We start from the raw sequence: 16,500 nt of genomic DNA, 5'->3' as shown, positions 1-16,500 counted from the left end.
GTATGGCGGTTGATGAAAAGACATTGGCTATTTTGGCGTGTCCTTTATGCAAGGGAAAGTTGATTTGGGTTGCCGCAAAAAGTGAGTTGGTGTGTCGTGGAGACCGACTTGCGTACCCAGTCCGAAACGACATACCAATGCTATTAAGTCATGAAGCTCGCGAACTGAGTCGCGACGAACTGGAGCAGTTACCATCATGAGTTTTACTGTCATAATTCCAGCGCGTTACGCCTCATCGCGCTTGCCGGGTAAGCCGCTGGCCATGATCGGCAACAAAACCATGATTCAACGGGTTTATGAGCGCGCCGCTGCAGCTGGTGCCGCAGAAGTCATTGTGGCGACCGATGATCAGCGTATTATTGATGCAGTGGAAGCTTTTGGTGGACGCGCCATGATGACTGCATCACACCATAATTCGGGAACTGAGCGAATCGCTGAAGTTATCGATTATTTAGCGATAGCTGATGATCAAGTGGTGGTGAATGTGCAGGGTGACGAACCCTTTATTCCGCCGGAAATTATTCGCCAAGTAGCGGATAATCTCGCCAACCAAAAAATTGCGCAAATGGCCACGTTGGCTGTACCAATTGCTTCGCTGGAAGAGGTACAGAGTCCACATGCGGTGAAAGTCGTGACCGATGTGAATGGGTATGCGCTGTATTTTAGTCGCGCACCGATTCCATATGAACGCGACGGCTTAACGCAAAATCGTTTAGGCGAACTTGCAGACTACCGTCGTCACATTGGCATCTACGCGTATCGCGCTGGTTTCGTCTGGCGCTACGTTGAGTGGGAACCGAGTCCGTTAGAGCAAATCGAATCTTTAGAGCAATTGCGCGTACTTTGGTACGGCGAACGCATTCATGTGGCTGAAGCGATTGCCTTACCGCCGGCTGGCATTGATACGCCAGCCGACTTAGCTCGTGCTAACCAGGTAGTAACTGATTAACTTTTGCTTGTGCGTGCTGGCATAAACGTTGCCAGCGCGCCCGCATGCCAATCAGGCGAGCGTAAGCATAAGGTACAAGAAATAAACTGGTTATGGTTGAGAACACCAAACCGCCAATAATCGCAATGGCCATTGGCGCATAAGGCGGGCCATCGCCACCTATTTGGGTGGTGCCAAAAGCCAGTGGTAACAAGCCTAACACGGTAGTTGAAACGGTCATCAAGATCGGGCGTAAACGACTCACGCTACCCTCAATAATCGCATCTTTTAACGATGCACCGGTATCAAGCAAATGATTGATACGGTCGACCAAAACAATACCGTTATTAACCACAATCCCCATCAAAATCAGGATGCCAATCATCGCCATCACGGAAATTGACTGACCGGTGATGAGCAACGCCCAAAATACACCAACAATTGAGAATAATAGTGAGGTGATAACCGCCGTTGGCAGTAATAGCGATTCGAATAATGCGGCCATGACAATATAGATTAATGCTACCGCAAGTAACGTATTAACGAGCATCACGCTTTCGTTTTCACGCTGCCGTTCGAAGCTGCCATCGAGACTCCACAAGTAGCCTTGTGGAAGTTGTAACTGTTCTAACGCAGCGGTAATTTTGTCTCGGGCTTCATTGGTTGTGAGTTCATTCAAATTCGCATCAATATTCAACGACGTGCGTCGGTCGGTGCGTCGAATCTGACCCAATCGAGGTTGCTTCACTAAACTGGCAATGTCTTGTAAGGCAATTATCTTTTGGCCCACCTGCAAAATCGGCAGGTTATACAGCGCAGGCAACGAGTTTTCGAGTTCTTTATCAAACGCGACACGCAGGTCAATCTCGCCATTTGGGTCGCCACGATAAGAGCGAAGGCGCTGACCACGTAGGGCCGTGGCTACCGTCTTAGCGACGTCAGTTGAGCTAAGTCCAAGGTTGTGCACGCGTTCGCGATCGATGGTGATCACGAGCTCAAACTGGCCGGTTTCTAGTTCGGTTTGAACATCGGTGAGTCCTTCTATCGCACTTAACTTGGGTACAACGTCGGCAGCTAAGCGTTGCAGCACCTCAGTTGACTGTCCACTTAAGGTCACTCGAACACCATCTCGGCCACCGCCAAAACCAAACTTCGGCTCGCTACGCAATAGTTTTGGCATATCTTTACGAATACGCTCCATGAGGTCAGCCAGTTTTTCGTCTCGGTTTTCTTTTAATAATAAAGTCGAAATGGCGTAGTCGGGCGTGTAATAACTGTATACCGCATTGATATCGAAACTATCTTTGTTGGCATACAGATAAGTCTCAAGCTGAGTTACTTCGTCTTCAACTTCGGCAAGACTGTATTGCGTGTGCAAATTGTAGTTAATAAACAAGCGGTCATTGAAGCCTTGTGGACCTTCATCGCCGCTTACCGCAGCAAATGGAATCACGATACTTGCGAGCAATAATATCGCAAAGAAGCCAGTCCAAATTGGATGATGCCAGCTCCACTCCAGTGCTTTGCGATAGCGGCGCGGTGGCTTTTGTGGTTTCACTTTATTATTGCTGAAACGGCGAAGTTTAGTGATCAGTAACGGTACCAGCGTTTGTGATAACAACAACGATGCCAACAGCGATAAACAGATGGCAATAGCCGTGTGCTCTAAAAAGATAGTGATATCGGTTTTTTTACCGAAAATATTCGGCAAAAAGACAATTGCTGTTGTTAACGTACCGGCGACAACAGCCAGTGACACTTGTCCGACACCCTCTATCGTTGCTTGCTCCGCAGCAGCTCCTTGTTCACGCTCATGCTGTATACTTTCGGTAATCACAACCGCATTATCAACCAACATACCTACCGCTAACATGAGCCCCATAAGCGAGAGTACATTGAGCGAATAACCGAGGAAGTACATACCGCCAAGTGCAATACAGATAGCGATAGGAACACTCAAAACCACCACTAACGTAGTAGTGAGGTTGCGAAGAAACGCATAGAGCACTAAAAATGAGAGAAACGCACCGAGTAATCCAGCGCTGACCAAATCACTTAACGATGTGGTCACGCCTTTCGCGGTGTCATCCATCACGAATAAATTAATCCCGTTGAATTGCGGATCTTCTTTAATTTTGTCGATGACTTTCATTACGCGAGCTGACACATCAACGAGGTTGGCGTTTGACTCCTTGAATACTTCCATGCCAATCGCATAACTTTGATCAAGATGGCGGCCATCAACTTTGCGGGGCATTTCCCGACCTATCTCGGCGATATCTCGCAGCTTTAAACCCGGGCGAATAGGGAAGTTGCCAATCTCGTACTCGCTTTGGAATTCACCAACAGGGTTAACAAGAATTCGCTCATGCTCATTCTCAATAAAGCCTGCGGTCAGTGAGAAATTAGCGCGCTGCAACGCAGCAGTTATTTCTGCTGGGGACAATTGATGAGCTAACAGCGACGCCTGATTGAGTCGAATGACAATTTGCTGTGGCTCGACGCCGTATAACGTGACGCGAGAGACACCATCGACGCGTTCAATCGGCTTACGCAGACTTCGGTCCAATAAGTCATAGGCATTGGTTAAATCTCGTTGGCTACTAATGCGCAATTGAAATACCGGCATGTCTTCCGTATTAAATTGAAATACTACGACACGGTCGACATCGTCTGGTAATAAATGCTTGATGGCATCTACCTTTTCTCGCGCTTCAATGCTTTTGGTTCGAATGTCTTGGCCCCATTCAAACTGCAAGAGTACTTGTGCATTATCTGATGTTGACGTTGAGCGCATCCGACTCACATTACTCAGCGTCGCTAGGGCTTCCTCAAGTGGCCGAGTGATTAATCGTTCGACTTCTGCCGGGGTGGAATTAGGGTAGGCGACCTGAACCACAACTTCGGGAATCTCTATTCCTGGAAACTTCTCAAGCGGTAACAATCTTGAGCTGATAGCGCCAAGCAACAGCATGGATAAGAAAATCATACAGGTGGTCACTGGACGACGAAGCGCCCAGCGAGCCAGAGCTGATCCTATTTGCGCAGCATTCATACCTGTGCCTCCTTGCTTTTGGCATTGCGATCAACCAGCAGATACAAGCAAGGGATGAATAACAGCGTGAGTAACGTTGAGAACAACAGACCTGCGATGACACTGATCGCCATCGGCGCTCGAATTTCAGCACCTTCACCGAGGCCAATTGCCAGTGGCAACAAACCTAACACGGTCGTTAGCATGGTCATGAGGATTGGACGCAAACGTTGCTGTGCAGCGGTATAAACTGCCTGATACCGATCGACACCTTCGGCTCGTAATTGGTTGATGCGATCGACGAGTACAATGGCATTATTCACCACAATACCAGCCAACATAATGAGCCCGATAAAAACGATAATACTGAGCTCAGTGCCTACTAAATACAGTCCTAAAACCGAACCAGCGCCGGCTAGCGGAACAGTGAACAAGATAAATAGCGGATGTAACAGCGATTCAAACTGTGAGGCCATTACCAAGTAGACCAAAAACACCGCCAACACGAGAGCGAACTGTAATGACGTGAATGATCGCTGCATATCTTCATTTTGACCAGCGACACGGGCAGTCACAGTCGGCGGTAATGGTGTTGCCTCGAGTAATTGCTCAGCGTTATTAACGGCACTACCGAGGTCACCAAAGTTTAAATTTGCTTCAACTAAAGCTGTGCGTTGCTGGCCGATACGGGTAATTTCGCTGGGGCCGACCACAGGAACGACTTCCGCCACTGCTTGCAACGTGATTTCTCGATTTGCACCAGGGTTGATGATGACTTGCTCTAGGTCACGCAATGAATTGCGATCGGTGGACTGGCTGCGAACAAGAATATCTATTTTACGGTCATCTAAACTAAATTGGCTTGCGACGCGTCCGCCAATTTTGGTCGCTAGTAGCTCCGATACTTCAGCACTAGTCAGCCCATATTGGCTGAGTTTCGCGTGGTCAAAATAGACGGCAAGCTCTGGTTGTCCGTCCGTCATATTCACGCGGATATCGGTGAATTGCGGGTGTTGCTCGAGAGTTGCACCGAATTGTTGTGCTGCTTGTTGTAACAAGTCGAGATCATAACCAACAAACTCAATCGTAATTGGGCTCGCAAAGCTTAATAGCTCCGGCGTACCAAACTTGGCCATCACCCCAGGCATGGCTTGCACTTGCTGGCGTAACTGGTCTTGCACGCGTGCTGTCGCGACAGCGTCTTGTTCATTCATGACGACGTTGAGTCGACCCCATTGATTACCACTTTGTCCCGGCGCTGCATTTAGTAAGCTACCGGTACCTGCGATAGTGTAGTAGCGAGCAACTGAGTCGTTTAGCTCTTCAGAATTAGCAATGACTTGCCCTAGTTGAGCTAAAACAGCATCAGTTTCATAAATCGTTGCGCCTGGTTGTAGTTCCACTTCCACATAAAACTCACCCTGCGCCATGCTCGGTAATAAGGCAACCGGTAATCGCGGTAATAGGGTATAGCATGCGGCTGCGCTAAGCAGAATAACACTTAAGGTAATACCAGCACGCTTGAGCGCAAGGTTTAGTAAACTTTGGTAGCTGGTTTCTAACGCAGAATACATCGCATTAAAAAGCTTCAACAATGGTGTTGTAAGCAATGCAAATAGTTTAGAAACGAGGCGCGCGATGCCAACCACAATGCTGATCAGCAAGAATGGGACCCAACGAAACACGAGGTAAATTGGTGTTTTTACCCAAAACCGCCATCCTGTTGCGTACTCAAACGGTACTACGGCATTTGCATTGCCTTGGCGTTGACGACTCGAGAGCATCGGGATAAGCGTTAGTGCAACGATAAGCGACGCAGCAAGTGAGAAGGTTACGGTTAACGCTTGATCACGAAAGAGTTGCCCGGCAATACCCTCGACAAAAACGAGCGGGAAAAACACGGCCATCGTAGTTAAGGTGGAGGCGACGATAGCTCCAGCAACTTCGCGAGTACCAGTTTCTGCCGCTGTTTCGACGTCAGATGTTTGTTGATGGCGGGCAATATTTTCAAGCACCACAATGGCGTTATCAACCAGCATACCTACCGCAAGTGCAATACCACCTAATGACATCATGTTCAGCGATACTTGATAACCATAAAGTAGATTAAAGGTCGCAATAATTGAGATTGGAATCGCTAAGCTAATGACTATGGTCGGCCAGACGCGTTGCAAAAAGAGATAGATAATCACCATCGCGAGCAGACCACCGACTATGGCCGCATCGCGGACTTCGGCAATTGCTGCGCTGATAAACACCGCTTGGTCATAGATTGGTTTAATCGCATATTGTTCCGGCAGTAGTTTGGCATCTTTCAGTTGCTGCAAATGAGACTGAATAGCTTTTGAAACCTGCACTGTATTAGCATCACCTTCTTTATAAAGCGATACTTCGACGGCTTCCATACCGCCAACACGACTAATCGCATCGCGTTCTTTGTAACTGTTTTCAATCACAGCGATGTCTTTTAGTAATATTGGACGGTTATTGCGGGTGGTTAAATAAATTGAGCGGATATCATCAAGATCTTCAAATTGGTTAAGTGTGCGAACTAAGTATTCTGCACGGTCCGCTTCAATACGGCCGCCTGATAAGTTGATATTCTCTTCGCGTAGCCGCTGCGTGATTAAGGTCATTGGAATCTGTAATGCAGCAGCTTGGCGTTCATTAACAAGAACTTGTATCTCATCTTCGAGACCGCCACCGAGACGCACTGAGGCGACGCCTTCAATACTCTCTAGTTGACGTTTTAAATCTTCTTCAGCATAGGTGCGTAATTGTTTTAGTGCCGAAATCGATTGCTCATTGTTGGTTAAGCTTAACGCTAATCGATAAACCGGTTCTTCGCTTGGGTTAAAACGTAGTAAAACGGGTTCATCCAAATCGAGTGGTAACTCAACCCAGTCGAGTTTCTCGCGTACATCAAGGCTAGCCATTTCCATGTCCGTGCCCCAACTAAATTCAAGTAGAACATCACTTTGACCAGCGCGCGAAATTGATTCGATACGACGAATTCCTTTCACTGTACCGAGTGTTTCTTCAATGGGTTTACTCACTAGCTGCTCAACTTCACCTGGCGCGCCGCCAGGATAGTCGGTGCGCACAGTTAAAGTTGGGTAGGCTAAATCGGGTAGGAGAGTCACCGGAATTCGACCCAGTGAAACAAAGCCGAATAACATCACGGCGAGCGTCAGCATTGCAATGGTGACGGGGCGTTTGACCGCAAGTTTAACAATACTCATGATTGTTGCTCGCTCCGAATCACTTCAACTAAAGCGGCATCTTTTAGATTAGCTTGGCCGCTAACGACAATCGCATCACCAATTTGTAAGCCGTGCGTGATTTCGAGATGGGTTTCATCTTCAAAACCAATCTTTACGTCAACTTTGTGTGCGATTCCGTCGGCATCCACGGTAAACACACTGTGTTGATTATCGAGACTTTGCACAGCATAACGCGGCACGGTCACGGTATTTTGACGGGTTGCATAATTCAGATTCACGTGTGCAAACATGCCTGGTTTAAGCTGGTTATCTTGATTGTCAACGTGCAAAACCGCTTTAAATGTGCCTGATTGAGTGTCCACAACCGGACTGATTCGAGCCACGGTGGCGGTAACTGTTTGATTATTCAAAGCCGTTAATTGCAGTTGTGCGGTTTGTCCAACTTTAACGCGTTGTAGTTCGCGCTCAGGCAAGTAGACATTACTTTGCAAAACATCTGATGCCACAATGTGGAAGAGCTTTTGCTGTTCATACTGACGTACAAGATTGCCAGGTTTAACGTAGCGATACGCAACGTAGCCACTGATTGGCGCGCGGATTTCAGTTTCGGCAAGATTTAGTGCTGCCATGTCGTATTTAGCTTGCAGCATATCTGCTTGAAAACGTAATTTATCGTAGGCATCGGCACTAATCATTTCGCGTTCGGCCATGTCTTTCACACGTTTTAATTCTTGCTTGATGGAATTTAACTCGGCGTTTGCTTGCGCTACTTGAATGCGATATTCATCGTCGCGCATGTGGGCAAGAATTTGGCCGGCTTTTACGTAATCGCCTTCTTCGACCAAGATTTCCTCGATAATACCGGTCGCCTTGCTCGTCACATCCGCTTCATCACGTGCTTCTAGGGTTGCCGTTGTCTTGAAACTTGAAGTGATCTCACCCGCTTTAACGGTTTGGGTAGCGACTGGAATACGGGCGACTTGAGCTTGCTCTTGCGCCGCTGTTGTTTCGTCATTCGCTCCAGCATCGCTGCAAGCCGCAGTACTGAGGGCCAGAAGTGATGTGAGAGTTAAAACGGCAAAGCGATTGATGTACGTGTTCATTTTCTTATCCCGATTTAGTTCGTTAATCGTTATGGGTTATTCGTTATTCGTAGCTCCGGGTTCTGCGCCGGCGCCTGTCTGTTAAGACTTGGTATCGATATACATGCATAGAACGTGCCAATAATTAAGGTGGTGTATTAAAAAGTTGGTTAACCCTTTGTTTTAAAGGCGTTCTAAGAAGGTGTTGGTGTTTTAGATGAGGCGTAACATGGAATGGTTTACGGGCAAGAGAAATAAAAAAAGCACTCCGAAGAGTGCTTTTCACTAACAAGTGGTGAATTTTACCGATTGCTTAGCGCTTGAGTGGCTTAAAATCGCGCTTCGCTTCGCCAGTGTATAACTGACGCGGACGACCAATCTTCTGATTTTCTTCGCCCATCATTTCATGCCAGTGTGAAATCCAGCCAACGGTACGTGATAATGCGAAGATTACTGTGAACATATTGGTTGGAATGCCGATTGCTTTCAAGATAATACCTGAATAGAAATCAACGTTCGGATACAGTTTCTTCTCAACGAAGTAAGGGTCTTCAAGCGCAATGCGCTCAAGCTCCATCGCGACATCTAACAACGGATCGTTGATGTTGAGCTCTTTCAAAACTTCGTGAGCACTTTCGCGCATCACTGTTGCACGTGGGTCGAAGTTTTTATAAACACGGTGACCAAAGCCCATGAGACGGAACGGATCGTTCTTGTCTTTTGCTTTATCAATGTATTTAGGAATGTTTTCGACACTGCCGATTTCTTTCAACATACGCAAACACGCTTCGTTTGCGCCGCCGTGAGCAGGCCCCCACAGTGATGCAACACCTGCTGCAATACACGCATATGGGTTAGCGCCAGAAGAACCAGCCAGACGAACAGTTGAAGTTGATGCGTTTTGTTCGTGGTCTGCATGCAATGTGAAGATACGGTCCATCGCCTTCGCGATAGTCGGACTAATTTTGTAGTCTTCTGCTGGCACTGAGAACATCATGTTCAGGAAGTTCTCTGAATAGCTTAAATCGTTGCGTGGATAGACGAATGGCTGACCAATACTGAATTTGTATGCCATGGCAGCAATCGTTGGCATTTTCGCAATTAAGCGATAAGCGCTACGTAAACGTTGCTTTTCGTCATGAATATCCAAATCGTCGTGATAAAACGATGACAGGGCACCGGTTACTGCACACAGCATCGCCATTGGATGCGCATCGCGACGGAAGCCGTTAAAGAAGTTGTGCAAACCTTGATGAACCATCGTGTGCTTGGTAATGGTTTGCTTAAATTTTGCATACTCTTCTTCGTTCGGTGCTTCACCGTGTAGCAGCATATAACATACTTCGAGATAATCCGCTTGAGTCGCAAGCTGATCAATTGGATATCCGCGATGCAGAAGAATGCCGTTTTCACCGTCGATGTAGGTGATTTTTGATTCACACGAACCGGTTGCTAAAAAGCCTGGGTCGAAGGTGAAAAAACCATGTTTGCCGAGAGTACGCACGTCAATTACATCATAGCCGGCTGTACCAGATAGAACTGGCAATTCAATGGATTGGCCGTCAATCTGCAGGGTGGCTTTACGATCAGCCATAAGGAAATCTCCTTGTTTAAGTCTGCTTCATCACTAAAAGGGCGATAGAATTTACTTGATCTTAACCGTGAATGTCAATTCAAACGACCGTTTAAACCGAATAAATCTGCTGATTCAGGTCAAGTAAAAGCCCGGAAATTTGAGCGAAAGCTCCAATACTGGGTGCTAGTTTAACACGCCATTGTTACGCTACAACGTGACAGTCGGATGACAATCACCTGAAAAAAAATTGAGCCTGAACGTTATACGCCGATCTGCGAAGCGGTTGTATGCGACTAAGGTAGAATTGTCATCGAGTGCTGGATTTTATTGGCTTGATCTATTGATAAATAATTTACGTTTTTAAACGAAAGACGTCGCTAAGGAATTGTAATTCATAAGCATGGCTTATATACTTTGGCGGCGATCTCACAGGGTCCTCTCTACCATTTCTACGGGACGAGGATGTTTGAAGTTCCGAGCATGTTAACAATGCTTTTCGTAAAGGCACAACAATCGTGAAAAAACAAAGACCTGTAAATTTAGACTTAAACACTATCAGCTTCCCGGCTGCAGCCATTAGTTCCATTCTCCATCGTATCTCTGGCGTGATTATGCTGGTGGGCGTTGGTTTTCTGGTTTGGGCTTTGGCAACCTCACTTCAATCCGCAGAAGGTTTTGACATGGTGCACGGTTTACTGACCGGCTTCATTGCCAAGTTTATCGCTTGGGGCATCATGACCGCGTTGGGTTATCACTTACTTGCTGGCGTTCGCCACATGTTCATGGACATGGGCTATTTTGAAGAACTCGATTCTGGTCGAGTGAGCGCACAGATCGTTTTCGTGTTAGCTATCGTACTTTCAGTACTAGCAGGAGTTTGGTTATGGTAAAAGCAGCTTCAACATTCGGCCGCACCGGTAGCCATGATTTCATCTTGCTCCGTGCGTCAGCCATCATCATGGCGTTGTACACCATCTTCATGGTGAGCTTCCTAGTTTCAGCAGAAGCGATTACGTACGCTACTTGGACCAATTTATTCGCGCACTTGGGTATGAAGATCTTTACCATGTTAGCGCTAACTGCCGTATTGATTCACGGTTGGATTGGTATCTTCCAAGTGTTGACTGACTACGTTAAAAACACGGGCTTACGAGCTTTTCTTCAATACGCAGTATGTGTCGCATTAATCGTATACTGGTTAGCCGGTTTATTGGTTGTGTGGCCAGTGGAGGGTGTCTAAGTGAGCGTACAAACACTCGAATTTGATGCCGTAGTAATCGGCGCTGGCGGCGCAGGTATGCGCGCTGCCTTACAAATTTCGCAATCAGGCATGACTTGTGCCTTGATGTCGAAAGTATTTCCAACTCGTTCTCACACAGTTTCTGCCCAAGGCGGTATCACCGTAGCGCTAGGTAACGCGCACGAAGATAACTGGCAATGGCACATGTTTGATACCGTAAAAGGTTCAGACTACATCGGTGACCAAGACGCTATCGAATATATGTGTAAAACGGGGCCTGAAGCTATTCTAGAGCTTGAAAATATGGGATTGCCTTTCTCACGTTTTGAGAACGGTAAAGTTTATCAACGTCCGTTTGGTGGCCAATCAAAAGAATTCGGTGGCGAACAAGCAGCACGTACTGCTGCAGCAGCTGACCGTACTGGCCATGCGTTGTTGCACTTGTTGTATCAACAGAACGTGAAAAACAAAACCACCGTTTTCTCTGAATGGTATGCATTAGATTTAGTCAAAAATGACGAGGGTGCGATTGTTGGTGTGACTACACTGAACATCGAAACCGGCGAAATTTTTTACGTCAAAGCTAAAGCCGTTGTGCTAGCGACGGGTGGTGCAGGGCGTATCTATGCATCGACCACGAACGCGCACATCAATACCGGTGACGGTGTTGGTATGGCACTGCGTGCTGGTGTACCAGTTCAAGATATGGAAATGTGGCAGTTCCACCCAACCGGTATCGCCGGTGCGGGTACCTTGGTAACTGAAGGTTGCCGTGGTGAAGGTGGTTACCTTTTGAATAAAGATGGTGAACGCTTCATGGAGCGTTATGCACCGAATGCTAAAGATTTGGCGTCGCGTGACGTTGTTGCGCGTTCAATGATGACTGAGATTCGTGAAGGTCGTGGTTGTGATGGTCCACTAGGTCCGCACTTGAAACTGAAGCTCGACCATTTAGGCCGTGATGTTTTAGAAAGTCGCTTACCTGGCGTTTGTGACTTAGCGAAAACCTTTGCGCACGTCGACCCAGCTGAAGAGCCAATTCCGGTTATCCCAACCTGTCACTATATGATGGGTGGTATTCCAACTGACGTAAACGGTCAAGCGTTACAGATCGATGAGAATGGTAACGCAACGCCAATCCATGGCTTATTTGCTTGTGGTGAAATCGCTTGCGTATCAGTACACGGCGCTAACCGCTTAGGTGGTAACTCGTTGCTAGACTTGGTGGTATTTGGTCGTGCGACTGGTCTGCATCTTGCTGACGCGATGAAATCACTTGGTGATGCGAAAGAAGCATCAGAAGAGCAAGTCGAAGCCGCACTGGCACGTGTTCGTCGTTGGGAAAACAACAAAGATGGCGAAGACCCAGTACAAATTAAGAAAGACTTGCAGAAGTGCATGCAGCTGAACTTCTCGGTATTCCGTGAAGGCAAAGCGATGGCTGAAGGTTTAGAAGAACTGAAGAAAATCCGTGAACGTTTGCAAAATGCGCGTTTGGATGACACCAGTAAAGAATTTAACACACAGCGTATTGAATGCTTAGAGTTAGATAACTTGATGGAAACAGCTTATTCAACAGCAGTTGCTGCAAACTTCCGTACTGAAAGCCGTGGTGCTCACAGCCGTGCCGACTATCCAGATCGTGATGACGAAAACTGGTTGGTGCACACCGTATATCGTCCACAGGACGAATCGATTGTGAAGCGCGAAGTGAATATGCAGCCAAAACTGCGTGAAGCATTCCCGCCGAAAGCGCGGACTTACTAAGGTTAGGTGACAACGATGAAGAAGTTGAATATTTCAGTTTATCGTTACAACCCAGACGTTGATAACGCACCATACATGAAAGAGTACACCATTGAGGTGGAGAAAAACCGTGACATGATGGTGCTCGACTTGCTGTTGTTGTTGAAAGAGCAAGATCCAACGTTGGCGTTCCGTCGCTCATGCCGTGAAGGTGTGTGTGGTTCTGACGGTCTGAACATGAACGGCAAAAACGGCCTCGCATGTATCACGCCATTGTCAGCGCTTAAAGGCGGTGACAAGAAGATTGTGATTCGTCCATTACCAGGTCTTCCGGTTATCCGTGACTTGATTGTCGACATGAGTCAGTTCTATACGCAGTATGAAAAAATCAAACCGTATCTGATTAACGATGACAAAACCCCACCAGCGCGTGAGCGTTTGCAATCGGTAGAAGATCGGGCGAAGTTGGATGGTTTGTACGAATGTATTTTATGTGCATGCTGCTCAACGTCATGTCCTTCGTTTTGGTGGAACCCAGACAAATTTATTGGACCAGCAGGTTTGTTAAACGCCTACCGCTTCTTGATTGATAGCCGTGATACGGCGACAGAAGAGCGTTTAAACGACCTTGACGATGCGTTCAGCGTATTCCGTTGCCACGGTATCATGAACTGCGTCAACGTGTGTCCAAAAGGGCTCAACCCAACGAAGGCTATTGGTAACATCAAATCCATGCTATTGAATCGCGCAATTTAATTTAATTGCGCAGATTTGCTATAGTAGTGGCCGAGCTGTATCGAAATAGCCATCCAGCTTGGGTGGCTATTTTTTTATAAAACGAGTGTGAAGGAACAGCGATGCAAGATGGCGTAATGCAGGCCTGGCTAGAATCCTCCCACCTGGCTGGTGGTAATATGGCCTATGTCGAGGAGTTGTTCGAGTTGTATCTCGACGATCCGACGGCGGTTAGTGATGAGTGGCGCAAATTCTTTGATCAATTGCCGCGTGAAGGCGCAGGTGTTGATACAAAGCATAGTGCGGTTCGTGAACAATTCCGTTCGCTTGCGAAAAATAAGCTCAAGCAAGCCGGCACGGTGACAGCGGGCGCTCCCGATCAGAAGCAAGTTAAAGTCTTGCAGTTGATCAACGCTTATCGTTTCCGCGGTCATCAGCACGCGAACCTTGATCCACTCGATTTATGGAAGCAAGAGTCAGTTGCAGACCTAGCGCTAGAACACCACGATCTATCGAAAGATGATTTCGATAAAGAATTTAACGTGGGTTCGTTAGCTGTTGGTCAAGAGACCATGAAGCTGGGCGAAATCTATGAGGTCTTAAACAATATCTACTGTGGCTCAATTGGTGCCGAGTACATGCATATTGTCTCGACTGAAGAGAAGCGCTGGATTCAGCAACGTCTTGAAGGCGTTCGTGGTCGTCCAGAGTTTGCTAAAGAGCAGCAACAACGCATTCTAAAAGAGCTTGTCGCAGCCGATGGCCTCGAGAAATATCTCGGCTCAAAATTCCCGGGTGCGAAACGCTTCTCACTAGAAGGTGGCGATAGCCTCATTCCAATGCTGAAAGCGCTGATCAGCCGCGCTGGTGAGCAAGGCAGTAAAGAAGTCGTTATTGGTATGGCACACCGTGGCCGTTTGAACGTGCTCGTAAACGTTCTCGGTAAAAAGCCACAAGATTTGTTTGATGAATTTGCTGGTAAGCATTCGAATAACAAGGGCTCAGGTGATGTGAAGTATCACTCGGGCTTCTCGTCTGATTTTGCAACACCAGGTGGCGATGTTCACCTTGCCTTGGCATTTAACCCTTCACACCTTGAAATCGTTAACCCAGTGGTTATGGGCTCAGTGCGAGCGCGTATGGATCGTTTGGGTGATAAAACGGGTGCGAAAGTATTACCAATAACCATTCACGGGGATTCGGCGATTGCGGGTCAAGGTATCGTGCAAGAAACCTTCAACATGTCGCAAACTCGTGCGTATCAAGTGGGTGGTTCAATTCGTATCGTGGTGAACAACCAAGTTGGCTTTACCACGTCAAAACGTGAAGATACTCGTTCAACGCAATATTGTACTGATATTGCAAAAATGGTTCAGGCTCCGATTTTCCATGTGAATGCCGATGACCCAGAAGCCGTTGTGTTTGTGACTCAGCTTGCGCTTGACTTCCGTAACACGTTTAAACGTGATGTGATGATTGACTTGGTTTGTTATCGTCGTCACGGTCATAACGAAGCAGACGAGCCAAGTGCAACACAGCCAGTGATGTATACGAAGGTGAAAAAGCATCCTGTTGCTCGCGCTATCTATGCAGAGCGTCTTGAAAAGTCTGGCGTTATTAATGGCGATACGAGTGAAAGTCTGGTTAGCGATTATCGTGATGCGCTGGATAAAGGCGAAATTGTCGTCGACGAATGGCGTGAAATGAAGAGCCACTCATCAGATTGGTCTCCGTATATAGGCCAAGAATGGGATGTTGAATACGACGCGAAAATGAGTAAGCAACAAGTTGAAAAGCTTGGTAAAGCGATGAGCACTGTGCCGAAAGAGCATAAGTTGCACTCGCGCGTGCAGAAAGTTTACGAAGAACGCATGAAAATGGCGAAAGGTGAAAAACCAGCTGACTGGGGCTTTGCCGAGAATCTTGCGTATGCAAGTTTAGTTGACGAAGGCGTGCATATTCGTCTAACTGGTCAAGACAGCGGTCGTGGTACGTTCTTCCATCGTCATGCGGTATTGCATAATCAAAAAGATGCAAGCACCTACATGCCACTGAACAATATTCGTGACGGCCAAGGCCAAATTGAAATTTATGACTCAGTACTATCAGAGGCAGCCGTAGTTGCTTTTGAATACGGCTACGCAACCGCAGAGCCAAAATCAATGGTGATGTGGGAAGCGCAGTTTGGTGATTTCGCCAACGGAGCACAGGTCGTTATTGACCAGTTCTTGAGCTCAGGTGAGCAGAAGTGGGGTCGTTTGTGTGGTCTGACGTTGTTGCTGCCACACGGCTATGAAGGTCAAGGCCCGGAGCACAGCTCGGCGCGTCTTGAGCGCTTCTTACAGTTGTCTGCAGACCATAACTGGTCAGTGTGCGTACCTACTACACCAGCTCAGGTGTTCCATATGATTCGTCGCCAGCATCTACGTCCGGTTCGCCGTCCGTTGATTGTGATGACGCCAAAATCATTGCTTCGTCATCCGTTAGCGGTATCTGAGTTAGATGAATTAACAACAGGTGTTTTCCAGAATGCGATTGGTGAAATCGATTCTTTGACACCGAAAAAAGTAAAACGCGTGGTAATCTGTTCGGGTAAAGTCTACTTCGATTTACTCCAAGAGCGCCGCAAGCGTGAGCAAGAAGACGTTGCAATTATTCGTATCGAACAATTGTATCCGTTCCCTGCTGAAGAAGTCGCTGAAATCATGAAAGATTATCAGCATGTGAAAGATTTTGTTTGGTGTCAGGAAGAACCGCAAAACCAAGGTGCTTGGTATAGCAGTCAGCACAACTTCCGTGCGGCAATTCCGAAGGGCGCAGAATTAACTTACGCAGGTCGCGAAGCTTCGGCTGCACCAGCAGTAGGTTATTTGTCTGAGCATAACAAACAGCAACAAAAATTAGTCGATGACGCGCTAACCATTAAATAGGTGAC

The 16,500-nt window shown here is 47.2% G+C and carries 11 protein-coding genes; 7 read left to right on the top strand and 4 right to left on the bottom strand.

The annotated features are described in order from the left end of the window. Positions 1–2 precede the first annotated feature (2 nt). Entirely contained in the window at positions 3–200 is a 198-nt protein-coding gene (locus CWI82_RS07365) for a Trm112 family protein (RefSeq protein ID WP_092854492.1), read from the top strand. After that, on the top strand, positions 197–949 hold the full coding sequence (kdsB, locus tag CWI82_RS07360) for a 3-deoxy-manno-octulosonate cytidylyltransferase (RefSeq protein ID WP_092854494.1): 753 nt from the start codon (positions 197–199) through the stop codon (positions 947–949). The genes CWI82_RS07365 and kdsB overlap by 4 nt, the downstream gene beginning before the upstream one ends. Here the strand turns inward: kdsB and CWI82_RS07355 are convergent. From CWI82_RS07355 to CWI82_RS07340, 4 genes are all read right to left on the bottom strand, one after another. Then, positions 927–3,983 (bottom strand): efflux RND transporter permease subunit, encoded by a 3,057-nt coding sequence (locus CWI82_RS07355; RefSeq protein ID WP_130203047.1) that lies wholly within the window; start codon positions 3,981–3,983, stop codon positions 927–929. The genes kdsB and CWI82_RS07355 overlap by 23 nt on opposite strands. Then, positions 3,980–7,204 (bottom strand): efflux RND transporter permease subunit, encoded by a 3,225-nt coding sequence (locus tag CWI82_RS07350; protein ID WP_130203046.1) that lies wholly within the window; start codon positions 7,202–7,204, stop codon positions 3,980–3,982. The genes CWI82_RS07355 and CWI82_RS07350 overlap by 4 nt, the downstream gene beginning before the upstream one ends. Next, a complete protein-coding gene (locus CWI82_RS07345) occupies positions 7,201–8,289 on the bottom strand; it encodes an efflux RND transporter periplasmic adaptor subunit (protein ID WP_130203045.1) in 1,089 nt (362 codons plus the stop codon). Before CWI82_RS07345 ends, CWI82_RS07350 begins: the two co-directional genes overlap by 4 nt. A 292-nt stretch (positions 8,290–8,581) precedes the next feature. After that, complete coding sequence (locus CWI82_RS07340) at positions 8,582–9,862, bottom strand: citrate synthase (protein WP_092854502.1); 1,281 nt, start codon at positions 9,860–9,862, stop codon at positions 8,582–8,584. 497 nt (positions 9,863–10,359) lie between these two features. Between CWI82_RS07340 and sdhC the strand changes: the two genes are divergently transcribed. The 5 genes from sdhC (at position 10,360) to sucA (ending at position 16,495) form a co-directional block, all read left to right on the top strand. Continuing rightward, complete coding sequence (gene sdhC, locus CWI82_RS07335) at positions 10,360–10,734, top strand: succinate dehydrogenase, cytochrome b556 subunit (RefSeq protein ID WP_092854504.1); 375 nt, start codon at positions 10,360–10,362, stop codon at positions 10,732–10,734. Then, a complete protein-coding gene (gene sdhD, locus CWI82_RS07330) occupies positions 10,728–11,084 on the top strand; it encodes a succinate dehydrogenase, hydrophobic membrane anchor protein (protein ID WP_092854506.1) in 357 nt (118 codons plus the stop codon). The genes sdhC and sdhD overlap by 7 nt, the downstream gene beginning before the upstream one ends. After that, on the top strand, positions 11,085–12,851 hold the full coding sequence (gene sdhA / locus CWI82_RS07325) for a succinate dehydrogenase flavoprotein subunit (RefSeq protein ID WP_092854508.1): 1,767 nt from the start codon (positions 11,085–11,087) through the stop codon (positions 12,849–12,851). A gap of 15 nt (positions 12,852–12,866) precedes the next feature. Further along, the gene (locus tag CWI82_RS07320; protein ID WP_092854510.1) at positions 12,867–13,586 is read left to right on the top strand and encodes a succinate dehydrogenase iron-sulfur subunit; all 720 of its coding nucleotides are present in this window, start codon (positions 12,867–12,869) and stop codon (positions 13,584–13,586) included. Between the two features lie 101 nt (positions 13,587–13,687). Then, the gene (gene sucA, locus CWI82_RS07315) at positions 13,688–16,495 is read left to right on the top strand and encodes a 2-oxoglutarate dehydrogenase E1 component (protein WP_092854512.1); all 2,808 of its coding nucleotides are present in this window, start codon (positions 13,688–13,690) and stop codon (positions 16,493–16,495) included. Positions 16,496–16,500 lie beyond the last annotated feature (5 nt).

It is taken from the genome of Pseudidiomarina tainanensis (assembly GCF_004214835.1).
GTDB classification, from domain to species: Bacteria; Pseudomonadota; Gammaproteobacteria; order Enterobacterales; family Alteromonadaceae; genus Pseudidiomarina; species Pseudidiomarina tainanensis.
This window is presented reverse-complemented; position numbering and strand designations above follow the sequence as displayed.